Annotated in this window: 19 protein-coding genes; 12 read left to right on the top strand and 7 right to left on the bottom strand. The window is 58.3% G+C overall.

Annotated features, from left to right (window positions below; genetic code table 11):
- Positions 1-24: 24 nt before the first annotated feature.
- The 6 genes from IMCC12053_RS03485 (at position 25) to IMCC12053_RS03460 (ending at position 7,587) form a co-directional block, all read left to right on the top strand.
- On the top strand, positions 25-1,812 hold the full coding sequence (locus tag IMCC12053_RS03485) for a sensor histidine kinase (RefSeq protein WP_236852522.1): 1,788 nt from the start codon (positions 25-27) through the stop codon (positions 1,810-1,812).
- Positions 1,809-3,065: a sigma-54-dependent transcriptional regulator gene (locus tag IMCC12053_RS03480; RefSeq protein WP_062215788.1), complete on the top strand. Its 1,257-nt coding sequence runs from the start codon at positions 1,809-1,811 to the stop codon at positions 3,063-3,065. The genes IMCC12053_RS03485 and IMCC12053_RS03480 overlap by 4 nt, the downstream gene beginning before the upstream one ends.
- Positions 3,066-3,206: 141 nt before the next feature.
- Positions 3,207-4,067, top strand: coding sequence for an MBL fold metallo-hydrolase (locus tag IMCC12053_RS03475; RefSeq protein WP_169775301.1), 861 nt, complete (start codon positions 3,207-3,209; stop codon positions 4,065-4,067).
- 305 nt (positions 4,068-4,372) lie between these two features.
- Complete coding sequence (locus IMCC12053_RS03470; RefSeq protein ID WP_062215784.1) at positions 4,373-5,374, top strand: DctP family TRAP transporter solute-binding subunit; 1,002 nt, start codon at positions 4,373-4,375, stop codon at positions 5,372-5,374.
- A gap of 117 nt (positions 5,375-5,491) precedes the next feature.
- Positions 5,492-6,181 (top strand): TRAP transporter small permease, encoded by a 690-nt coding sequence (locus IMCC12053_RS03465; RefSeq protein ID WP_062215782.1) that lies wholly within the window; start codon positions 5,492-5,494, stop codon positions 6,179-6,181.
- A gap of 5 nt (positions 6,182-6,186) precedes the next feature.
- Positions 6,187-7,587: a TRAP transporter large permease gene (locus IMCC12053_RS03460; protein ID WP_062215780.1), complete on the top strand. Its 1,401-nt coding sequence runs from the start codon at positions 6,187-6,189 to the stop codon at positions 7,585-7,587.
- Between the two features lie 86 nt (positions 7,588-7,673).
- Here IMCC12053_RS03460 and trpD read toward each other — a convergent pair whose 3' ends face one another.
- Entirely contained in the window at positions 7,674-8,705 is a 1,032-nt protein-coding gene (trpD, locus tag IMCC12053_RS03455; RefSeq protein WP_062215777.1) for an anthranilate phosphoribosyltransferase, read from the bottom strand.
- 5 nt (positions 8,706-8,710) lie between these two features.
- Positions 8,711-9,298 carry an anthranilate synthase component II gene (locus IMCC12053_RS03450; RefSeq protein ID WP_062215775.1) on the bottom strand — a complete coding sequence of 196 codons (588 nt, stop codon included), beginning with the start codon at positions 9,296-9,298 and terminating at the stop codon, positions 8,711-8,713.
- A gap of 225 nt (positions 9,299-9,523) precedes the next feature.
- Here IMCC12053_RS03450 and IMCC12053_RS03445 point away from each other — a divergent pair, with 225 nt between their 5' ends.
- Positions 9,524-10,924 (top strand): divergent polysaccharide deacetylase family protein, encoded by a 1,401-nt coding sequence (locus IMCC12053_RS03445; RefSeq protein ID WP_062215773.1) that lies wholly within the window; start codon positions 9,524-9,526, stop codon positions 10,922-10,924.
- Positions 10,925-11,037: 113 nt separating this feature from the next.
- Positions 11,038-11,811, top strand: a complete 774-nt coding sequence (locus IMCC12053_RS03440; RefSeq protein WP_062215771.1) for a DUF2189 domain-containing protein — start codon at positions 11,038-11,040, stop codon at positions 11,809-11,811.
- Here IMCC12053_RS03440 and IMCC12053_RS03435 read toward each other — a convergent pair.
- From IMCC12053_RS03435 to bcp, 5 genes are all read right to left on the bottom strand, one after another.
- Positions 11,808-12,701, bottom strand: a complete 894-nt coding sequence (locus IMCC12053_RS03435) for a DMT family transporter (RefSeq protein WP_062215769.1) — start codon at positions 12,699-12,701, stop codon at positions 11,808-11,810. The two genes, IMCC12053_RS03440 and IMCC12053_RS03435, sit on opposite strands and share 4 nt — an antisense overlap.
- A gap of 241 nt (positions 12,702-12,942) precedes the next feature.
- Entirely contained in the window at positions 12,943-13,515 is a 573-nt protein-coding gene (locus IMCC12053_RS03430) for a bactofilin family protein (RefSeq protein ID WP_062215768.1), read from the bottom strand.
- Positions 13,505-14,806, bottom strand: coding sequence for a M23 family metallopeptidase (locus IMCC12053_RS03425; RefSeq protein ID WP_062215766.1), 1,302 nt, complete (start codon positions 14,804-14,806; stop codon positions 13,505-13,507). The genes IMCC12053_RS03430 and IMCC12053_RS03425 overlap by 11 nt, the downstream gene beginning before the upstream one ends.
- Before the next feature lie 254 nt (positions 14,807-15,060).
- Positions 15,061-15,882, bottom strand: a complete 822-nt coding sequence (locus tag IMCC12053_RS03420) for a ferritin-like domain-containing protein (RefSeq protein WP_062215764.1) — start codon at positions 15,880-15,882, stop codon at positions 15,061-15,063.
- Entirely contained in the window at positions 15,879-16,337 is a 459-nt protein-coding gene (bcp, locus tag IMCC12053_RS03415) for a thioredoxin-dependent thiol peroxidase (RefSeq protein WP_062215762.1), read from the bottom strand. The genes IMCC12053_RS03420 and bcp overlap by 4 nt, the downstream gene beginning before the upstream one ends.
- 164 nt (positions 16,338-16,501) lie before the next feature.
- Here bcp and IMCC12053_RS03410 point away from each other — a divergent pair, with 164 nt between their 5' ends.
- The 4 genes from IMCC12053_RS03410 (at position 16,502) to IMCC12053_RS03395 (ending at position 23,133) form a co-directional block, all read left to right on the top strand.
- Positions 16,502-19,870, top strand: a complete 3,369-nt coding sequence (locus tag IMCC12053_RS03410; protein ID WP_062215760.1) for a YhdP family protein — start codon at positions 16,502-16,504, stop codon at positions 19,868-19,870.
- Between the two features lie 64 nt (positions 19,871-19,934).
- A complete protein-coding gene (queA, locus tag IMCC12053_RS03405) occupies positions 19,935-20,996 on the top strand; it encodes a tRNA preQ1(34) S-adenosylmethionine ribosyltransferase-isomerase QueA (protein ID WP_062215758.1) in 1,062 nt (353 codons plus the stop codon).
- Between the two features lie 84 nt (positions 20,997-21,080).
- A complete protein-coding gene (locus tag IMCC12053_RS03400; RefSeq protein ID WP_062215756.1) occupies positions 21,081-22,367 on the top strand; it encodes an MFS transporter in 1,287 nt (428 codons plus the stop codon).
- Positions 22,368-22,521: 154 nt separating this feature from the next.
- Complete coding sequence (locus tag IMCC12053_RS03395; protein WP_062215753.1) at positions 22,522-23,133, top strand: DUF924 family protein; 612 nt, start codon at positions 22,522-22,524, stop codon at positions 23,131-23,133.
- The last annotated feature ends 55 nt before the right edge of the window (positions 23,134-23,188 follow it).

Raw genomic sequence — 23,188 nt, 5'->3', positions numbered from 1 at the left:
CGTTCTTTCTAAAGTACGGGCCAAATGATGACCGCACCTGATCCGCACCAGCCGATAGCTGCCAAAGCGCCCGCGCCACGCCGCGCGGGACTTGCCGTTGTGTTCGCACTGGCAGCGGCCGTGTTCGGGGCGGCGGTCTATGAATTCGCCTACCGCGCGGAACTCGATCAGGCGGCGGCGCGCGGGCGGTCTGATCTGGCATTGGCCTCGGACCGGTTGACGACCGGATTGCAGCGTTACCGCGAACTCGCCGTGTTTCTGGCCGATCACCCGACGACGCTGACCACCATTCTGGAGGGCGGAAATGCGCGCTCACAGGTCGAGGCGGCAGATGCGCTATTGCTGAGTATGGCGGATAAAACCGGGGCGAAATCAATCTCCATCGTGTCACGCAAGGGGTATGTTCTGGCCGACACGGGCGATGCGATCCGGCTATCGTCGGGGGCGACAGTGGCGTTTAAACGTGCGCTGGACGGTGCGCTTGGGGTTGCGCATTACGTTGATGACGCGGGGCGGCGGCGTTTTATGTTTGCAGCGCCTGTTTTTTATCCGGGCGGTGCCTCGCGGGGGGCGGTTCTGGTGAGCGTCGATGTGGGTGAATTGGAATGGTCGTGGCCGACAGACCCCTCAGCCACATATTTTACCGATCGGGCGGGCGTGGTGTTTGTCGCCAACCGTGGCGAATTGGTTTTGCGGGGCGGGATCGGGGGCGATTTGCCGGTCATTCGCGCGCGCATCACAAGTGGCCACGAGGTGTTCGATCTGGATGCGGGGCCGTATATCCCATCGCGCGCGCTGCATTTGACGCAATCGCTTCCGGTGATCGAGTTGACAGGGGAGTTGTTGTTGGATCTCGCGCCGGTGCGTGCCCTCGCGAGACTACAGTCGGGATTTGCAACGGCTTTATTCTTGACGTTTGGCGCATTTGCATGGGTTGCGATGGAGCGCAGACGGACCTTGGCGGAGGCCAATTCGCGTCTTGAGGCGCGGGTCGCCAAACGCACACATGCCTTAGAGGCGGCCAACCGCGAGTTGAAACGCGAGATCACGGAACGCGAAGAGACAGAGGCGCGCCTCAAACGCGCTCAAGCCGATCTGGTACAGGCGGGCAAACTGTCGGCGCTGGGTGAAATGTCGGCGGGGATCAGTCACGAACTCAACCAACCGCTTATGGCCATTCGGTCTTTTGCCGAAAATGCACAGGCGTTTTTGGAACGTGAGCGTGCGGATGAGGCGGCGCAAAATCTTGGTCGGATTTCCGAACTGGCGCGCCGCATGGGGCGGATCATCAAAAACCTGCGGGCCTTTGCGCGTCAGGAAAACGAGGCGATTACAGATGTCGATCTTTGCGCGGTGATCGATGCCACCCTAGAGATGACAGGGGCCAAAATTGCCGCCGCAGGTGTCACGGTCGAGTGGACTTGCGTGGCACCCGTTTGGGTGCGTGGCGGAGATGTGCGCCTGCAACAGGTGGTGATGAACCTTGTGTCCAATGCGGTCGATGCGATGGGCGATAGCCCCCAAAAAACGCTCATGATTGAGGTGACGGATGGTGATCCCGTTTCACTTGTCGTCACGGATACCGGTCCGGGCATTGCCGATCCTGACAAAATGTTTGATCCGTTTTACACCACCAAGGAGGTGGGCGCCGCACAGGGCATGGGGCTTGGCCTATCGATCTCCTATGGGTTGATCCAATCCTTTGGCGGCAAGATAAAAGGCGCAAATCGCCCTGCGGGCAGTGGCGGTGGCGCGCAGTTTACAATCGAATTGACCCGTGCGGGTCGCGAACATGAGGCGACATTGCGATGAGCGGATTAGGCAGGCGCGGCACAGCGGTTGAGCGGGTGTTGATGGTCGACGATGATCTGTCCGTGCGCGAGGCGTTGGGCCAGACGTTGGAGCTTGCCGATTTGGTGGTCACGCTTGCGGGCAGCTACATTGAGGCCAAAGATCATATCAGCCGCGACTTTGCCGGTGTCGTGGTCACAGACATCCGTATGCCCGGTAAGGACGGCTTTCAACTTCTTGAATATGCGTATGAAATTGACCCCGAACTGCCTGTGATCTTGCTCACGGGTGAGGGCGATATTCCAATGGCTGTGAAAGGGATTTCCTCCGGCGCGTTCGATTTCTTGGAAAAACCCTGTGCTCCGTCCGAGTTTCTGGCGGTGGTGGAAAAGGCTATTCGCACACGGGCGTTGGTGCTTGAAAACCGCCGTCTCAAACGACAGGTGGCACAGGGGGACGCTGCGGCGCGGTTGCTGCGCGGCACCTCTCAAATTTCGCGAAAAATGCGCGAAGAGGCCCGTGCTGTGTCGCGCTCTGCGGCGGACGTGTTGGTGACGGGGGAGCCGGGGGTAGGCACGGCCAAGATGGCCGAAGTTGTGCATCTTTTGTCGGCAGGGAGCCAAGCGCCGTTCCTGAAATTCTCCGCAGCTAGTCAGACGGCTGAAAGCCTTGCGGCGGCGTTCCTTGAGGCCAAAGACGGCTCGGTGTTTTTGGATGAGGTTGCGGGCCTTTCGAGTGTTGCGCAATTTGCGCTTTTGGATTTGTTGGAGCATCACGACCGTCCGCGCCTGATTGCAGGCACCTATGCGGATCTGCGCAAACTGGCGGGTGATGGCACATTTTCGCCCGATCTGTTTTACCGCCTTGAGGCGGCCGTGATCCGCATTCCGCCATTGCGCGAGCGGCGCGAGGATATTCCGGTGCTGTTTCGCCATTATGTCGACATTGCGTGCGAACAGGCCGGATTACCTAGTCCGAACGTGACGCCCGATGTGATGGCGCGCCTTCTGGCACAAGACTGGCCTGGCAATGCGCGCAGCTTGATGAACGCGGCAATGCGGTTCGCGATGGGCCTGTCAGAGGGCGAGGCCCAAGAGGATGAATTGGGACTGGCCGAACAATTGGCGCAGGTGGAGCGCTCATTGTTGATTGCGGCACTGCAACGCCACGATGGCAATGCGACAGAGGCCGCCAAGGGATTGAAACTGCCGCGCAAAACGTTTTATGATAAGTTGGCGCGCCACGGTGTGCGCGCGGAGTTGTATCGCGGGTAAGTCCCGTGTGCCCATAAAACATTCGCTTGAGTGAATGTTTTGGTCTACCCTCTACCTGAGGCCGTGGCTTTATAAAGGGGCGATACCATGATCCGTTTTCTGACAACCATTTGCGCAACTCTTTTTTTGGGGAGTCCTTCGATGTCACAGGCGTTGATCGTGCATGATGTGGCTGAGGGGGTCTGGGCGATCGAAGGTCCCGCCGAGCAGCGCAATGCGCAAAACCTAGGCAATAACGCGACGTTCGGTTTGATCGAAACCGAGCAGGGCGCAGTGCTTGTGGATGCGGGCGGGTCGCGCAAAGGGGCCGAGGCGCTTCATGCGGTGATCGCTACGTTGACCGACCATCCGGTGACTCATGTGATCAATACGGGCGGACAGGATCATCGGTGGATCGCCAATGCCTATTGGCAGGACTTGGGCGCAACCGTCATTGCCTCACAGGACGCAGTGCGTGATCAATCTGCGCGTCAGTCGATGCAGATGACGGTACTGTCAACCTTGCTCGGAGATGCGCTTGAGGGAACGGACGGCGCGACCGCCGATATCACGTTTGCAACAGATTACACGCTGAGCACGGGGGGGCGAGAGATTGAGCTTCACCACCCTGCGGGGGCGCATACGCCGGGCGATACAGCCGTTTGGTTGCCACAAGAGCGGGTCGTGTTCACGGGTGATATCGTGTACGTGGGTCGCATTTTGGGCGTCATGGACGTGTCCAACAGCGCCGCATGGCTAGACGCATTCGCGGCGGTAGAGGCCCTTGATCCCCTAGTGCTTGTTCCGGGTCATGGGCCGGCGACAACACTCGCCGTAGCGCAGGCTGATACACGCGACTATCTCGCGAACTTGCGCGACAAAATCGGCGCTCATATCGACGCGGGGGGCGACATCATCGGATCGGTGATGGTTGACCAATCCGCCTTTTCCTATCTCGATCAGTTCGACGCATTGGCCGGACGTAACGCGCAAGCCGTGTTCGAGGCGATGGAGTGGGAATGAGACGGGCGATACCTGTCGTGGTCCAAAGTTGAGTCGGACATGTGTCTCGTGTGCGAAAATCCGCACAGTGGGCGCTAACGGGTGTGCGGTGATCCGCACATGATGCGGGCGCAGCATGGCAGCTATGCGTTTTTGACACCCATAGTCCATTGAAATCGCGCATAAATTTTCCCCTGTTCACATTTCTTTCACGATGTCTTGTCCGCCTCTCGTCCCTCCTGTTTTTTAATCATGAGTGTGCCGTGGTCCGTGAGGGACCTGCGCGCGCCACTATTCAATTCGGGATCATGTCAGGGAGGACACCCATGAAATTGCTCGCAACCGCCGCTACGGCTCTTGCCCTTACCGTCACTGCACAGGCCGGCTTTGCCGCATGTGATGACGGCGAAATGGTGATTAAGTTTAGCCACGTCACCAACACAGACAAACACCCTAAAGGCATCGCTGCGTCTTTGTTCATGGAGCGTGTAAACGCGGAAATGAACGGCACAGCTTGCGTCGAGGTCTACCCGAACTCCACGCTGTACAACGATGATCAGGTTCTCGAAGCGATGCTTCAGGGTGACGTTCAGATGGCCGCGCCATCGCTTTCCAAATTCGAAGCCTTCACCAAAGTCTACCGCATTTTCGATCTGCCGTTCATGTTCAAAAACATGGAAGCGGTTGAAGAGTTCCAACAGTCCGAAGTTGGCCAGAGCATGAAAAAATCCATGACACGCCGCGGCCTTTTGGGTCTGGGGTTCTGGCACAATGGTCTCAAGCAGTTCTCGGCAAACAAGCCTTTGGTTCTGCCAACAGACGCCGCTGGTCTGAAATTCCGCGTTCAGCCATCTGACGTGCTCGTCGCCCAGATGGAAGCCCTTGATGCGTCCCCACAGCCAATGGCGTTCTCCGAAGTCTACGGCGCGCTCCAGACGGGTGTTGTCGACGGTCAGGAAAACACATGGTCCAACGTTTACGGTCAGAAGTTCTTTGAAGTTCAAGACGGTACAACAGAAACCAACCACGGTTTGCTCGACTACATGGTTGTGACATCCGTTGATTGGTGGGACGGTCTTGACGCTGGTGTTCGCGATCAGCTCTCCACAATCATGACCGAAGTCACAGCTGACCGGAACGCGGCAATTGCCGAAGTTGACGCGCAAAACCGTCAGGCTGTTTTGGATGCCGGTGGTGTGATCCGCGAATTGAACGCAGAACAGCGTCAGGCTTGGGTCGACGTCATGAAGCCGGTTTGGGCACAGTTTGAGGGTGACGTTGGCGCCGACAACATCGCCGCAGCCCAAGAGATCAACGCGAAGCACTAAGCATACGCATTTGATGGACTGCAACGGCCCCGCCCAATCCGGTGCGGGGCCGTTTGACAACCACCGCATGGTCGGGCCGCACGCGGCACACCGCGGGATGAGAGGGATGAGGGTCTTATGACACACCACCAAGACAATTTACCCAAGACACCGCTCGCGCGGTTTTTCGACGGGCTTGAAGAGAACGTAATTTCCTTAATTCTCGGCGCTATGACGTTGATCACCTTCGTCAATGTGGTCATGCGCTATGTGTATAACACCTCGTTGATCTGGGGCCTCGAAGTGGTATTGATCCTGTTCGCATGGCTCGTATTGCTCGGCATTTCCTACGGGTTCAAAAAGACATCCCACCTCGGTGTGGATGCGGTCACAAACATGCTGCCCACGCGTGGCAAGCGGATTGCGGCTTTGCTGTCAGCGGCGGCTTGCATCATCTATGCCTCGCTTTTGCTCAAGGGGGCGTGGGACTACTGGGCACCGTTTGCAGCCCTTCAGCCCACCGATGGACGTTGGTTTCCCATGGGCTTTACCGAGGGCGTGCGCGACCGCGCGTTCTACACCACCGACCAAGTGCCGATGCTCGGCATTTTCCGGTGGTTGGAGGATGCCATCAATTACGGCGAGGCCTATGACAAGTTGCCCCGCGTGATCCCCTATTTCATTTTGCCGTTTGGCTGTGCGCTCATTTTGCTGCGCGTGGTTCAGGCGACGCTGCGCATCATCGCAGGCACCCAAGATAGCCTCATCGTGTCCCACGAGGCCGAAGAGGAAGTCGAGCGCGTTGCGCACGGCGCATACGAGGAATAATCCCAATGGAAGTCGTCATTCTCTTTTCATTCGTGATCGGGCTTTTGCTGATCGGTGTGCCGATTGCCGTCTCGCTCGGCCTGTCGTCCATGATCTTTTTGCTGGCCTTTTCAGATACGTCTTTGGCCTCTGTCGCACAGTCGCTCTATCAGGCCATGGCGGGCCACTACACGCTTTTGGCCATCCCATTCTTTATCCTTGCCTCGTCGTTTATGTCGACGGGCGGCGTGGCCACGCGCATCGTGCGGTTCTCCATCGCCTGTGTCGGCCATTTCCACGGCGGTCTGGCCATTGCGGGCGTGTTCGCCTGTATGATCTTTGCCGCACTTTCAGGCTCATCCCCCGCAACGGTGGTGGCCATCGGCTCCATCGTGATCGCGGCTATGACCAAGGTCGGCTACACCAAAGACTTCGCCGCAGGGGTGATCTGTAACGCAGGCACGCTTGGCATTTTGATCCCGCCCTCCATCGTGATGGTGGTCTATGCCTCCGCCACGGATGTGTCTGTGGGCCGCATGTTCCTCGCGGGTGTGATCCCTGGCCTCTTGGCAGGGACGATGTTGATGATTGCGATCTACGTCATTGCACGCGTCAAGAACTTGCCAAAAGGCGACTGGGCTGGATGGGGCGAGATTTGGGCCTCGTTCAAGGATGCGTTCTGGGGCCTGATGTTGATCGTCATCATTATGGTCGGCATTTACGGTATTCCGGGCATCACAGGGGCGATTTTCACACCGACCGAAGCGGCCGCCGTGGCTTCTGTCTATGCCTTCCTTGTGGCCTCGTTCGTCTACCGTGACATGGGGCCACTCGCGGCCTCCGCCGAGAACGGTGGCGTGACCAAATCCCTTGCGCGCCATCCGCAGGCTCTGGTCACCGCGCTGTTTCACAAAGATACGCGCCGGACCCTGTTCGATGCGGGCAAGCTGACCATCATGTTGATGTTCATCATCGCCAACGCTTTGATCCTAAAGCACGTTTTGACAGACGAGCAAATCCCGCAGCAGATCGCCAACGCGATGCTTTCGGCGGGCTTTGGCAAGATCATGTTCCTCGTGATGGTCAACGTGATCCTGCTCATCGGCGGGCAATTCATGGAGCCATCGGGTCTTATCGTCATCGTGGCCCCACTGGTGTTCCCGATTGCGATCGAGCTTGGCGTTGATCCGATCCACCTTGGCATCATCATGGTGGTGAACATGGAAATCGGGATGATTACACCGCCTGTAGGTCTCAACCTGTTCGTGACCTCGGGTGTGGCGGGCATGCCGATGATGGCCGTGGTGCGCGCGGCGCTACCGTTCCTCGCGATCCTGTTCGTGTTCCTGATCCTGATCACCTACGTGCCGATCATCTCGACCTTCCTGCCCACCACGCTGATGGGGCCGGAGATCATAACGAACTAGCCCTCACAGGGGTGAAAAAACAAACGGCGCGCCTTTGCAAAAGGGCGCGCCGTGGATATTTTAGACCAAGAAAAAGAGTATCGTGTTTAGTGGCGAGACGTCATTTCAGCTAAGGCCACCAGACGTTTAAGTGCCTCGCCGCTGTCCAAACTCTCGGCTGCCATTTCAACGCCGTCCTTGAGGCTTTCCACGCGGTCGGCAATCAATAGGGCGGCGGCGGCGTTCAAAAGCACCGCGTCACGGTACGCGCCGTAGTCTTCACCCGCCAAAACAGCGCGCATGCGTTTGCCGTTCGATTCGGGGCTGCCACCTTCGATCTCGCTGAACGCATAACAAGGTAGCCCCGCTTGTTCGGGGTGGACCTCATCATTGTGGATCAGGCCATTGTGTAGGGCCACGACTTTTGTGGGACCAGTGATCGTTATCTCGTCTGTGCCGTCCGAGCCGTGGACCAGCCATGCGCGCTCAGAACCAAGGTCTGCAAGCGTTTCGCACATTGGGCGCAACAGATCGGGTGAAAACGCGCCGGTCAATTGACGTTTGACGCCTGCGGGATTGGTGAGCGGGCCGAGGATGTTGAACACGGTGCGGGTGCCCAGATCAATGCGAACGGGCATCACGTGTTTCATCGCGGGGTGGTGCATCGGTGCCATCATAAAGGCAATGCCGATCTCATTCAGCGCCTCCTCGACCACATCCGCGCCGACCATGACGTTGATGCCGTTGACGCCAAGACTATCGGCCGCACCCGAATTAGAGGACAGTTTGCGGTTGCCGTGCTTGGCCACGGGCACGCCCGCACCCGCTACGCAAAACGCGGTGGCGGTGGAAATCTGTAGTGTGGCCTTGCCCGTACCGCCCGTGCCAACGATGTCCATCGCGCCTTTTGGCGCTTTGACGGGGATGCAATTGGCCCGCATGGAGGCGGCGGCCCCCGCAATCTCGCCCACGGCTTCGCCGCGTGTGCGCAGGGCCATCAAGAGCCCCGCAATCTGCGGTGCAGTAGCTTCGCCTTTGAACAATATCTCGAACGCTGCCTCGGCCTCTGCGCGGGTCAAGGCGCGATCAGCGGCTAAGCCTATGAATGGTTTTAGCTTTTCGAACGAGATATCGGACATTGAATTTAGGCCTTTTCGAGAACAGGGAGGCGGTCGAGGAAGGTTTTGAGCATAGCGTGACCGTGTTGTGAGCGGATGCTCTCGGGGTGAAACTGTACGCCTTCGATGGGCAGGGTTTTGTGTTTGAGGCCCATGATCGTGCCGTCCTCCAATTGCGCGGTGACCTCAAGGCAGTCGGGCAGGGTGTCGCGCTCAACAACCAAAGAATGATAGCGCGTGCCCAAGAGGGGTGAGGGCAGACCGGCGAAGACGCCTTTGCCCTCATGCAATATCTCACCCATTTTGCCATGCACAATCTCATGACAGCGCACAACGTTGCCGCCAAATGCGTCTCCAATGGATTGGTGGCCCAGACACACGCCGAACAAGGGCGTTCCGGTTTCCGCGGCCGCATGCACCAGTGGGACACAAATGCCCGCCTCATGGGGTGTTTTGGGGCCAGGTGAGAGCAAGATACCCGATGGTTTGAGCGCCATTGCCTCTTGCACATCAAGCGCATCATTGCGCACAACCTGCGCCTCCCATCCCAATTCACCGATATAGTGGACGAGATTGTAGGTAAAACTGTCGTAATTATCGATGAGTAGCAGCATTTTACGCTCTTTTGATCAGGGTGCGCGGCCTTTTGGTCGCGCTTTGGGATTGGGTGCGTCAAAGGGGGATGATCCCGCCGACAAGGCGCGTTATACATGTTCACGAAGGCTGATGTAGGGTCAAGGGTAACACCGTAAACTTCCTACAAAAAGGCACATCGCGCCAATGCGCGCATGAGGACGTCACGCGCGGTTTTGCGCAATGGATCAAGGAGCACGCGAGATATGGGTCGCGGTATTCTGACAGGTTTGATTTGGGGTCTCGTCGTTGGGGGCGGGATTTTGACCGTGGCCAATGAGGTCGTTGGGCCTGTTGAGGTCTCTATGCCCTTGCCGGTTACAACGGATGAGGCGGCACCGGGTGCCGGCGATGCGCTCCCCGTCGAGATGGACGCGCCGCAAGTGACGCCTGATCGGCCAGCCGCCGAGCCGGATCGCTCTGGCGCACAGCCCGATGAACCTGCGGCTGACATGGCCCAAGAGCGCAAAGCGGGAGCGGATCAATTGGACGCCACAATGTCCGCGCCACAGCCCGATATCGCGACACCAGATACGCTTGGTACGCGCGATGCGCCCGAATCTGGTGAGTTGATCGATCCGCAAGTTGGCCAAGATACCCGCGTTTTGCCTACCCCACAGGCGCCAGAACCACAGGCACAAGGTGCAGCTCCATCCGCGCCGATGATGCCAGATGCAATGGAGGCCGCGCCAAATGTGATCGCCGTGCCTGAGGGCGCTGATATCGCCCCCGCACAACCGCAAATGCCAAACGACGACCGTGAGGCCAAACCCGATGCTCTGTTGGGTCAAAGTGCGTCCGAACCGTTGGGGGAGAAAGTCGGCTCGTTCACCGACCGTGACGACACCCGAAAATCAACCCGTTTGCCGACCGTCACAGCCGCAACAGACGCGGCAGACACGCCCGTTGTTATGGCCGAGGATTTGCCAGCCTTGATCGTCAACTCTGCAATGTTCGCCGGTGATGTGGCCGGCCCGATGATGTCGGTGATCTTGGTCGACGTGGCCCAGCTCGGGCCACAGGATGCTGCCATTGCCAAATTGCCGTTCCCGATCACCTTTGGCGTTGATGTCTTGGCCCCTGCGGCGGGCGCGCGTGCAGCGGCCTACCGCGATCAGGGTCTCGAAGTGTTGGCCATGGTGGGTCTGCCACAAGGGGCAACCCCGCAAGATGCGGCCACAACACTGGCGCAAGCCGAGGATATCATGCCCGTGTCCATCGGGTTCCTCGATGTGCCGTCTGCAAGTTATCAATCCAGCCGTCAGGTCGCCGCTCAGGTGGTCGCAGCTGCGGCTGCAAACGGGCGCGGATTGGTCTCCTTTCCACGCGGCCTCAATGCGTTGAAACAAGAGGCGCAACGCGAAGATCAACCAGCCGTTTTGGTGTTTCGCGATATTGACGGGCGCGACCAAGATGTGGCGGCGATCAAGCGGTTTCTTGATCAGGCGGCCTTTCGTGCAGGGATCGACAACGGGATCGTGCTGTTGGGGCGCTCAACCCCCCAAACCATTCAGGCCTTGGCCGAATGGGCCTTGGGCAATCGCGCCGCGACTGTCAGTCTCGTACCTTTGAGCTATCAACTCACGGCGGCACCTGCGGGCGAATAGTGTGCTCAATTGAGTGCACAACATTATTGCGCGGTGCTTGACATGCCGCAGGGCAATCGCGTCAAATCATCCGACGTTGGACTGTTTCCGATTGGAGGCAGCGGGGAGGATATATGACACAGATCACTGAACATGCGCAGGCGGCGCCATTGCCACAGGTTGCGCGGCTTGAGTTTCGCGATCTTCGCGAGTGCTTGGCCGCAGGATGGCATGATTTTCGCCGTGCGCCGCAGTTCGGGCTGTTTTTCTCGGCCGTCTATGTCTTGATCGGTTTAGGGTTCGTCGTGTTCAACGCTGGGACTGTGTTGTGGACCTTCGCCATGTCTTTGGGATTTCCACTGTTCGCGCCGTTTGCCGCGGTGGGTCTGTACGAGGTGTCGCGCCGGTTGGAGCGGGGCGGGGCGATGGATTGGTACAAGGTGCTCGGCATCGTGAAGGCCGAAAAGGACCGCCAAATCCCGTGGATGGGCGCAATCATTGTCATCTACGTGCTGTTTTGGTCGTTCCTCGCCCACATGATTTTTGCGCTCTTTATGGGCATTTCCAATCTCACCAATATCTCGTCGTCTTATGAGGCATTTTTGACGCCGACGGGCCTGTCGATGATCGCGGTGGAATTGGGGGTTGGGGCGGTTCTGGCCTTTGTGCTGTTCTCGCTCACGGTGACAAGCCTGCCGCATCTGCTCGACAAGGAGGTCGATTTTGTCACGGCAATGATTTTGTCATTCAAAGTGGTGACATCAAATTTTGTGGTCATGATGTCATGGGCCATTTTGGTGGCAAGTCTCACGTTGATCGCCATGGCACCGCTGTTTTTGGGGTTGCTGATCGTCCTGCCGGTTCTGGGGCATGCGACATGGCATCTGTATCGGCGTGCCTTGATCTAGGAGCTGCGGCGCTGTTTGGTGAGCATGATCGACAGGCCCGCAATGACGATGACGACACCGCCAAGAATCTCCCATGTGTCTGGGGTCTCGCCAAATACAAGCACGCCCATGGCCATACCAAACAACAATCGCGAATAGCGAAACGGTGTGACAACCGACAATTCACCCATGCGCATCGCAAAGGTCAGGCACGAATAGGCCGCAACGCCCACAATAATCGCCGCACTGAGCGCCGCAAGATCAAGCCCTGTTGGCACCACCGCAGGGCCGTCCCAGATCAAGAGACCAATCCCCGATAGGACCAAGGCGGCAAAGCCGTAAAGACCAAGTTGCGCATAGGACAAGACAGGCGGGGCGGCACGTGTGGCCAGATCGCGGCCCGCGAATCCCAACATGCCCAGAACCGCGAGAATAGACAGTGGCGAGAACGCGCCAGATGTGGGGCGCAGGACCATAAGAACCCCCGCAAAGCCAAGTAGGATCAAGGCCCAGCGTGCCGCCCCCACAGGTGCGCGCCAGATCATCGCACCTGCCGCCGTCACCACGATCGGCGTGGCTTGCAAAATTGCGGAGGTTGACGACAGCGTGGTGTAAACGAGCGAGAGTGTAAAAAACACGCGCCCCAGAATTTCAAACAGGGTTCGGATCAGCATAACACGCGACCAGAGCGCCGGATGAAGCACGCGCTCGCCGCGCTGTTTGATCAAGCCCGCAAAGACAGCCATGCCACCCAAACCAAAGATCATCAAAACTTCGCCCACGGGCAAATGGGTTGCAACGCGCTTGAGCAGCGTATCCTCAACGGCAAACAATGCCATCGCAGCCACCATGAGGGCGGCCCCGCGCAGATTGGCGGCTTTGAGGGCATCGGCGGAGTGGGCGAGGGGCATGGCATGTCTTTCTGTATCAGAGTGCCACTTAGCCCATGCGCAGACGTCCTGACAAACGCATTCGCAACATGGTGCCGATCAGGGGGTGTGATGGATTGGGGGAGGTGGCCCGACTTGGTGCGCGGCACAGGTGCGCGACTTTGCGCCCGACTTGGTGCGCGGCACAGGTGCTGCGTAGCCCATTGAAAAAGGCGACCCCGAAAGGCCGCCTTTGAATTCAGAATGCTGATGCGCAGACGGCTTATGAGCCGTTATCAGCCTTGCGTGCGGCTGTTGCCGCTGATGTGGCCGCAGATGTCGCAGGAGCGGCGGGGGCCGCAGGCGCTGCTGGCATCGGTGCCTTTGAGCCATTGTTGAGCGGATCGTCGGCGCGCTGAACGGAGCCTTCGAAATGTGCGCCGCTTTCAATCGCGATGGTCTTGTGGATGATATCACCCTCGACCTTTGCTGTGGAGGTCAGGCGGACTTTCAAGCCACGCACACGACCAATGACACGGCCGTTGACGACAACATCGTCGGCAATCACTTCGCCACGGATGGTTGCGGTTTCTCCGACCGTCAAAAGATGCGCGCGGATGTCGCCCTCAACTGTACCTTCGATTTGAATATCGCCGGTCGTCTTGAGGTTGCCGGTGATCGTCAGATCGGTGGACAGCACGGAAACCGCCGCTTTCGGCTTTGCGGCTTGCGCGGCATAGTCGGGCACTGCTGATTTTGCAGTTGGTGCGGCTGCGCGTGTCGCAGTTGCGTCTGTGTTGGTCTCACCTTCGCCCTGTTTGGGGCCGGGTTCATTGATCCTGCTTTTAGAAAACATCGTTGGCAGCCTTAATGTAAGTCATCGGATTAACGGCCGTTCCGCCAACGCGCACTTCGTAGTGAAGATGCGTGCCTGTAGAACGTCCAGAGTTTCCCATAGCACCGATTTGCTGTCCGCGCGATACCCTTTGGCCAACTTTCACGAGAAGTTTTGATTGGTGGGCATAACGGGTCTCGATTCCAAACTCGTGTTGGATCTTCACAATGCGGCCATATCCCGACTGCCAGCCTGCGTATGTGACCACGCCGTCGGCGGTGGAATAGATCGGTGTGCCATAGGCGGCAGCAAAGTCAGTACCCTCATGCATCCGTCCCCAACGTGGGCCAAATCCCGAGGTGTAGCGAAAGCTGTCTTTGATCGGCAGGGCAAAGGGCGCCTTTTGCGCCGCGATGCGGTAGAGGTTCAAACGGTCCATCTTGTCGAGGATGCCGTTGGCGCGTTGGCTGTCGTGATCCAGATGGCCAGAGGTCGAAAAGGTGATCGGCATAAGCGGGCCACCTTGGCCAGAATAGGCGCTGCGCACGCTTTTGATGAGGCTGTCAGTGGACAATCCGGCGTTGCGGAACATCTTGTCAAGCGGGGCCACGGAGAGCGTCATGGCATCTTCGAGCTGTGAAAAGATCCGCTCGTTCTTCTCTTCGAGCATTTTCAATTCGACCTGAAGCGTTTTGGCTTGGGTGACAGCCTGATGGGCGTCAACAACCATGGCGTCACGCTCTGCGGCGGTAGAGGCCAAAGCGGAGGCGAGCACATCAACGGTCGCTTCCATGTCTTGGGCGGTGACGCCCGTGGTGCCGATGTCTGTGCCGTTGATTTGTGCGCTAAGGCTGTCTTGTGCTTCAATCGCGTGATCGCGGACTTTCAAAGCATCGCGCAAATTCGCCTGTGTGACGTCAATGCCCGTTTCCAATTCGCGCACGCGTTCCTCGGATGACAACAGTTGCGATTGCATAACGGAGACTTGGGCGAGGGCGGTGTTGAAACGGGCCTGTGCTGCGGCGGCCTCGGTGGCGCGGGTGTCGCGCTCGTCCGCCAGCTGGCTCAGGCGGTTTTCAAACAAAACCAGATCGCGGTTGGCTTGGTCACGCAAGTTGCCCGATCCGATTGCATCCATAAGAATGATCGATGTCGCAACGGTCATCCACACGAGTGTAACGGAGGTGCCAAACCCGATAGCAAGCTGGGTGAGCGGCGTGAGGCGGACATAACGGGTATCATTGTCAGAGCGTAAAAAGACCCGCTTTTCGGGAATGCGGCGTTCTAGCAAATGATTGAGGTATCTAATCATGTCGTTCTAACCGTTCGTAAGTCCATCCTGTCCAGTGTGGCGCGCGTCTTGGGTGCGGTCCAAACCGGTTAACAAAGTCATTACAAAACGATTCGGGTGGGGGCAACGCTTTAGAGAGGTTTTGTGAGCAAATGGGTAGAAGTCCCTGTGTTTGGGCGGTTTTTTGCCTAACTCAAACCTGCCAATTGTGCCCGCATGTGCAGTTTGGCGCAGATGTGGTGTTTGGCGGCGCACCTGTGGCGCACCCTGTCGCGTTAGGCCGTTGCAAGCGGCCAATAGAAATCGGGTGGAATGCCCGCCTCGGCGCGTTTCTCGGCATTAAAAGGCGGGCGCAGCGTGGAATGAAAATACTGACGCACAAGACGGTGAAACGTCTCTTTGGGATCAAGGTTTTCACGCCCGCACAAGAAATGGAACCATTTCGACCCGTACGCCACATGCGCGACTTCCTCGCTGTAGATCACGTCCATCGCCGCTACGGTCTCGTGGTCTTTTGCCTGTTTGAACAGTTTGATCATGCCCGGCGTGACATCTAGCCCGCGCGCCTCAAGGACCATTGGCACCACGGCCAAGCGGCCCATAATGTCCTCGGCCGTATCCTGCGCCGCGCGCCACATCCCCGCATGCGCAGGCAACGCGCCGTAATGCGATCCAAGCGCTTCAAGGCGATCACATATCAGATTGAAGTGCTTGGCTTCTTCATCCGCGGATTTGACCCAATCGTCATAAAAGCCCAACGGAAACGGCACATGGGTAAAGCGGGCGATGATGTCCCAATGCAGATCGACCGCGTTGAGTTCGATATGGGCTATGGCGTGCAAAATCGCGTTGCGCCCCTCAGGTGATCCTGGCTTGCGTTGCGGCACATCGCGTGGATCAAGCAGTTCAGGGCGATCAGGGCGCGCGGGTTGCATCGGTGGCGTGGCTGTCCCGATCTCAAGGGGCGTGCCCGCCTCCCGCGCCGCACGCCATGTCGCGGCGTGTTTGTGGGCGAGGGCGGTCTTCTCGCGACCGTCCGCTGTACGCAACACTTCGTCGGCCATTTGAGCGAGTGTCAGTGTCGGCTGCGCAGTCATGCGCGCGCCGCCTCCAGAACCTGAGCGGCGTGACCCGCAACTTTCACCTTTGGCCAGACCTGTGCCACCGTGCCCGCCGCGTCGATTAGATAGGTTGCGCGCACAATCCCCCAAAATGTTTTGCCGTACATCTGCTTTTGCGCCCATACGCCGTAGTCCTCACAGACTGTGCCGTCAGCATCGGATAACAAAGGAATGCCAAGGCTGTGCTTGGCGCAAAAGTTATCGTGCTTTTTCACGCTGTCTTTTGAAATGCCAAAGACCTGAGTGCCGGCGGCGGCAAAGTCGTCCTTGAGGGCGGTGAAATCAAGCGCCTCTGTGGTGCAGCCGGGTGTGTTGTCTTTGGGGTAGAAATACAAAACAACCTTTTGGCCGCGCAGATCAGAGAGGCGCACAGTGTCGCCGCCGTCACGCGGTAGGATGAAATCGGGGGCGGATTGTCCAATGTCCAACATCTGGTTTTCTTTCTTTGGTTGATCGGTTTGGCTTGCGTGCTGTTGAGGTTTAGTTTTATGCGCAGATCAGGCAAGATGAAAGCCGATGCAGTTTTGTATTCCGGCACCATGCATCCAATGCTGTGATGGCCATGTAAGGTGAGTGAGCGATTTAATTCAACGACATGAGTGAGACATCCGACGATAAATCCCCGCACAAGGCGGATGAGGTCCCGTTCACGACCCCCATTGCGATGGGGGGGGCGGACGAGGCACCGGCGCGACCTAAGGGCGTAAAGCGAAAGCACGTCCTGCGGTTCGTCATCTGGGTGTGTAGCGGCGTGGTTATTGTGGCGGTTGCATTGGGCCTTGTGGTGCTGTCACTCACCGAGCGCGAGGTGGTCTTGCCCGCCGCACTAACGGACCGCATCGAGGCGCGTGTGAACCGCGATCTGGGCGGGGCTGCCGTGACGATCGGGCAATTGGTTGTGCGTGTTGATGACGCCTTTATCCCACGGATCACCGCGCGCCATGTCGGGATCGTTGACCCGTCAGGAGCGGAATTAGCGCGGCTGAACAGTCTGCGCGCTGTGTTGACCAAAGAGGGGGTTATGGCGGGAGATTTGACCCCCAATACCCTGCGATTGTCAGGCGCACAGATCACCGTGCGGCGCGCGACCGATGGCACCTTTGCGCTGGCCTTTGGCGGTACAGGCGCCGCCGTGGGATCTGCCGCAGATGTGTTGGAGGCCATTGATGCGGCGTTTGCGGCCGCCCCGTTGTCCGAGATTTCGACCGTAGAGGCGCGCGATATAACCGTGACCTTGGAGGATGCGCGCACGGGCCGTATCTGGCAGGCAACCGATGCCATTTTGACGCTGCAAAACGGCGACAAAGCGATTGATGTCGCCCTTGATTTCGACCTGTTTAACGGGACGGAAAACCTTGCCACTGCACGGTTTCAATTTCAGTCGCGCAAAGGGTCGTTGGCCTCGACCATCTTGTTGCAAATCACCGATGCGCCAACGGCGGATGTCGCACTGCAAACGCCCGCATTGTCGTTTTTGTCTTTGATAGACGCGCCAGTGTCGGCGTCGATGCGGGCCAAAATTGATGGCGATGGCCTACTGGCCTCCTATTCGGGCACAATGGAAATCGGGGCGGGCGCGTTTCAAGGTGGAGCGGGTGCCACGCCTTTGACGTTCGACGGGGCAAAAGGGTATTTTGATTACAACCCAGCGACCGAGCGCGTTAAATTTTCGGAACTGTCAGTCGCCACGCAGGCTGTTGATTTCAAAGGGCGCGGAACGATGTTGTTGCGTGATTTTGAAGGAAATTGGCCATCGCGCTTCATCGGGCAGCTTCAGGTCGATGAGCTGGTCGTGTCCCCCGAGGGGCTGTTTGCGCAGCCGCTGCGCATTGACGAGGGCTCGGTCGATCTTTCGTTTTCCTCCGACCCGTTCGAGGCACATGTCGGCCAAATTTCGCTCCGTCATGGGGGTGTCTGGGTGCATGGATCAGGTTCGGCGCGCGCATTGTCCGATGGGTGGCACGCGGGTGTGGATGCTCGTGTCGATGCTTTGTCGATTGATGATCTGATGACGCTTTGGCCACAAGGTGCGTTGGCCAAATCACGCGACTGGATGGCGAAGAACATCAATCAGGCACAGTTTGAGGGGCTTGATCTGGCACTGCGGTTTTCGCCCGATGCACCAAAACCCGATATCTATCTGGATTGGCAGTTTCGGGATACAGATATCAACTTTATCAATGGCTTGCCGCCTGTGTCTGGGGGCGCAGGATTTGGAACCATTTCGAACGGGGCGATGACAGTCTCTGTGGAGAGCGGCGTTATCACAGCACCGCAAGGCGGCGATATCGTGGTGTCGGGGAGCGTCCTCAACATCCCCGACATCTCCCTCGTGCCTGCGACCATGACGGTTGATCTGCAAACGGATGCGCCGATCGAGGCGTCCTTGTCGTTGATGGCGCAAAAACCGTTTTCCATTTTGCGCAGCGCCAGCTTTGGCCCCGATGTGGCGCAAGGGCGCGCGCGGATGGCCGGACACATTACATTTCCCCTCAAGAAAAAAGTTCTGATGGAAGATGTCGATTTTGCCCTCACGGGGACGATGGATGATGTTGTGTCTACAACATTGATGGCAGGTCAGACCCTGCGCGCGCAGACCTTGCAGATTGCAGTGGATGCCACGGGGTTGACGATCAAAGGGCCAACCTTGATCGATACCGCGCGTTTTGACGGGCAGTGGCGCAAGGAGTTCGGGGCCGCACATGTGGGCCAGTCCAATATCTCGGGTCGTGCCACGCTTGATCAGGGCTTTTTGGAGACGTTCAAGATTTCTCTACCCGCAGGCGCCGTGTCTGGAGCCGCACAGGCCGATATGACTGTGGCTTTGACCAAGGGCGCACCACCCGCGTTTGTGCTGACGTCTGATCTCAAAGGTGTCGCACTCAGCATCGACGCGCTCGGATGGCGCAAGTCTGCGGATCAATCGGGCCGGTTGCGCGTTGAGGGCACGGCGGGTGATATCGCACAGGTAACTGCCCTTTCGGTCGAGGCGGCGGGGCTCACGGGGACGGGTGGATCGGTACGATTGAACCGTGAGGGCGGGTTGGACCGTGTGCGCTTTGAGCGCGTTCAAATAGACGACTGGCTGGATGTTGGGGCCACCTTGGTCGGGCGCGGCACAGGCGAGCCTGTGGGTGTCGAGATTTCTGGCGGAACACTCGACCTGCGGCGTGCCAGTTTTGGTGGGCGCGGTGCGGCGGGCAGCTCTGGCGGGGACGGCGGACCGATTGTGGCGTTGCTCGACGAATTGCGCGTCACCGATAGCTACCGATTGACGGGTGTCTCCGCCAAATTGAGCCAATCGGGCGGGTTGCGTGGCACATTTTCGGGCCAACTCAATGGCGCGGCGGCGGTGTCTGGCACGCTTGCCCCCGCGCGCTATGGTTCAATCGTGACACTCACCTCCAAGGATGCGGGCCGCGTGGTTGAGGCGGCGGGGCTATTGGACAAAGGGGTCGGGGGGGATCTAACCCTCGTCCTTGACCCTCTGGCTGAGGCGGGTAGCTACGCAGGACGCGTGGTGATTACCAATATTCGCGCCCAATCAGCGCCCGAGCTGGCCGAACTGCTCTCGCTCATTTCGGTGGTGGGTCTACTTGATCAACTCGCGGGCGGGCAGGGGATTTTGTTTTCCGACACGGTTGCAAACTTTACAATCAAACCGGGTCGCGTGCTGATCCATAGTGCCTCTGCCGAGGGCCCGTCTCTTGGCATTTCGCTTGACGGGACGTATGACACCTCGGCGGGGCTGATGGATTTGCAAGGCGTGGTGTCGCCCGTCTACTTTTTGAATGGTGTGGGACAGATCGTGGCCAAGAAAGGCGAGGGTCTGTTCGGGTTCAACTTCACGCTTACAGGGGCTGCTAAATCGCCAAAAATAGGCGTGAACCCGCTTTCGATTCTCACACCGGGCGCATTGCGTAGTATTTTTCGCAAACGCGGTGCCCCGACTGCAAACGACTAGGACGCATTGCTGCCGCGCGTGGGGCAAAGACCTAGACGATTCGACGTATGATAAAGGCTAAGCTATGAAACTGTCCGACTTTGATTTCGATCTGCCCGAGGCCTTGATCGCCACACGCCCCGCAAAGCCGCGCTCGTCAGCGCGTTTGTTGGTGGCCACGCCTGACACTCTGACGGACGGCGTTGTGACGGACTTGGTGGATTGGTTTAATGCGGGCGACCGTCTTGTCCTCAATGACACAAAGGTATTGCCCGCGCGCCTGACGGGCAAGCGCGGACGCGACACCGCGCAGGGCTATCAAGAGGCGAAAATCGAAGTCACGTTGTTGGAGCCGCAGGCCGAGGGCGGTGTGTGGCGCGCGCTTATCAAGCCGCTCAAAAAGGTCAAAGAGGGCGAAGTGATCCGTTTTTCGGATGACCTGTCCGCCACCTTGACCGCCAAAGAGGACGGTGCGGCTTATGTCGCGTTTAATCTGACGGGCGCGGATTTTGATAAGGCGTTGAATGCTGCCGGGTCGATGCCTTTGCCCCCCTATATCGAGGCAAAACGCAAAGCGGATGCGCAAGATAACGAAGACTACCAAACGGTTTGGGCGCGCAAACTTGGTGCGGTGGCCGCCCCCACGGCGTCCCTTCATTTTGACGCGGCGTTGTTGGCGGCGTTGGCGGATAAGGGCGTTGAGATCACCCATGTCACGCTCCATGTCGGGGCGGGTACGTTCCTACCCGTCAAAGTCGACAATGTGGACGATCACAAGATGCACGCCGAATGGGGCGAAGTCACACCCGAGGCCGCAGCCGAGATTGCCGCAACCAAAGCCGCAGGGGGGCGCGTGATCCCCGTGGGCACCACCGCGCTGCGTCTGATCGAGAGCGCTGCGCGTGAGACGGGGGCGATTGCGCCGTTCTTGGGCGAGACCGACATTTTCATCACGCCGGGGTTTGAGTTCGCCGTGACCGATGCGTTGATGACCAATTTCCATTTGCCCAAATCGACGCTGCTGATGCTTGTCTCCGCGTTGATGGGCGCGCCACGGATGCGGGCCGTTTACGATCACGCGGTGGCGCAGAACTACCGCTTTTTCTCTTATGGAGATGCATCATTGTTGGTGCCGCACCGCGCGTAGTTCGCCTCCGGTCGATATGCGGATGGATGCATCTTATATGTGCAATGGCTTTCCCCAGTGCCGCGAATCTGTCAGGGCTGATGTATGAAACAAGTCCTCTCGTCCTCTTCCGCGCTTCTCATCGGGGTTATGCTCTTGATGGTTGGCAATGGCCTACAAGGGTCGCTCTTGGGGGTGCGTGCTGGCCTTGAGGGGTTTTCGACGCTGAGCATCTCGATCATCATGTCCGGCTATTTTGCGGGGTTCTTGGGCGGGTCGCGTGTGGCCCCTGGTATGATCCGCCGTGTCGGCCATGTGCGGGTCTTTGCGGCTCTTGCCTCGTTCATCTCTGCGGCTTTGATTATGTTCCCCGTCATCACCGACCCGATCGCATGGACGCTTTTGCGCGTGGTCTTGGGGTTTTGCTTTTCGGGCGTGTATGTGACCGCCGAGAGCTGGCTTAATAATGCCTCAACCAACGAAGTGCGCGGCAAGGCGCTTTCGGCCTATATGGTCGTCCAGATGGTTGGCATCGTCATCGCACAGGTGATTTTGTCACAAGGTGACCCGTCCGGATGGGTGTTGTTCATCATACCCTCTGTCTTGGTCTCGATCTCCTTCGCGCCGATTTTGCTGTCTGTTACACCAACGCCGCCCTTTGAGACATCCAAGCCAATGACGCTCCGGCGGTTATACGAAGTGTCGCCGCTGGGATGTGTTGGCATGTTCTTTATGGGAGGGGTGTTCGCCGCGCAAATGGGGATGGCGGCCGTGTATGCGACCCAAGCGGGCTTTTCGCTTGGTGAAATCTCCACCTTTATTGCGGTGATTTACATCGGGGCGGTTATATTGCAACTGCCGATCGGCTGGATTTCGGACCGTATGGACCGGCGCGTGGTGATCCTTGTGGTCGCGTCGATCGGGGGCGTCGCGGCGTTGGTCGGGGCGGCGTTTGGCGGGTCATTGACTGTCGCACTTGGGGCCGCGTTTATGACCGGTGGAATGGCAAATCCGCTCTATTCATTGCTCATCGCGCATACCAACGATTACCTCGATCCTGATGATATGGCGGCGTCATCGGGTGGATTGATCTTTATCAACGGTGTGGGGGCCGTGGGTGGTCCGGTCATTGCGGGCTATTTGATGGGCATGATGGGGCCAAACGGGTATTGGGCACTGCAAGCCTTTTTGATGCTGACGGTTGCGGGCTACGCAGGCTACCGCACCACGCGCCGCGCCGCCATTCCGATCGAAGAGACCTCGCACTACGTCACTGTTTTGCCCTCTGCGTCGCCCGTGGCGTCCGAAGTGGCCCAAGAGGTGGCGATTGAACGGGCCGAGGCCGAAGATGCGGCGCAGGCGGATGTCGGGAGCATCACACCCGCAGCGTGAGCCTGATTGCCTGATATGCACCTTACGGAATGTTTCAATTGCGCAACATTGTTGCTATAGGCGGGGTGATGCGATTAATTTCCTTGCGCAAATTGCATGGCTTTGTAACTGTTTGTGAAATCAGGAGCCACAGATAGAGCGAGGAGATGGCCCCATGCACGCACAAGACACAAACCCGACCCCAAAGGAAAAAGACCCCGATGCGGTGCTTGCCTTTTGGCTGGACGAGTTAGAGCCTAAAGATTGGTACAATAGCTCCGATGCCCTTGATGCCCGTATTCGCGAGGGCTTTGGTCATACGTGGGACCGCGCACAAGAGGGCGCTTATTCCATGTGGTTGACCTATCCCACGGGTGTGCTGGCCTATCTCATTGTCACGGATCAAATGCCGCGCAACATGTTTCGCGGTTCGGGCAAATCATTTGCCTCTGACCGCACGGCCCTCGCCGCCGCTAAGGCCGCGATTGAAAAAGGGTGGGACATGCGTGTGGACGAGCCGGCGCGACAGTTCTTTTATCTGCCCCTGATGCACTCGGAACGCCAGACGGATCAGGACCGATGCGTGCGCCTGATGTGTGAGCGCCTGACGGGGGACGGCAATAATTTGCTCCATGCCCGCGTACACCGTGAAATTATCCGTATGTTCGGCCGCTTTCCGTACCGCAACGAGGCGCTGGGGCGGACCACGTCACAGGCCGAAGCGCAGTTTATGGCGGACGGCGGTTATGCGACCTTGCTCAAAGAGATGCAAAAAGTCGCTGCATAAACCGGTTTCGTGGCTGGATATTGTGACGCGTGCATTTTTTGAGGTAGCTATGCGT

This window comes from Celeribacter marinus, from assembly GCF_001308265.1.
GTDB lineage: Bacteria > Pseudomonadota > Alphaproteobacteria > Rhodobacterales > Rhodobacteraceae > Celeribacter > Celeribacter marinus.
The sequence above is the reverse complement of the archived record's forward strand: the minus strand, read 5'-3'. Positions and strand labels throughout refer to the sequence as shown.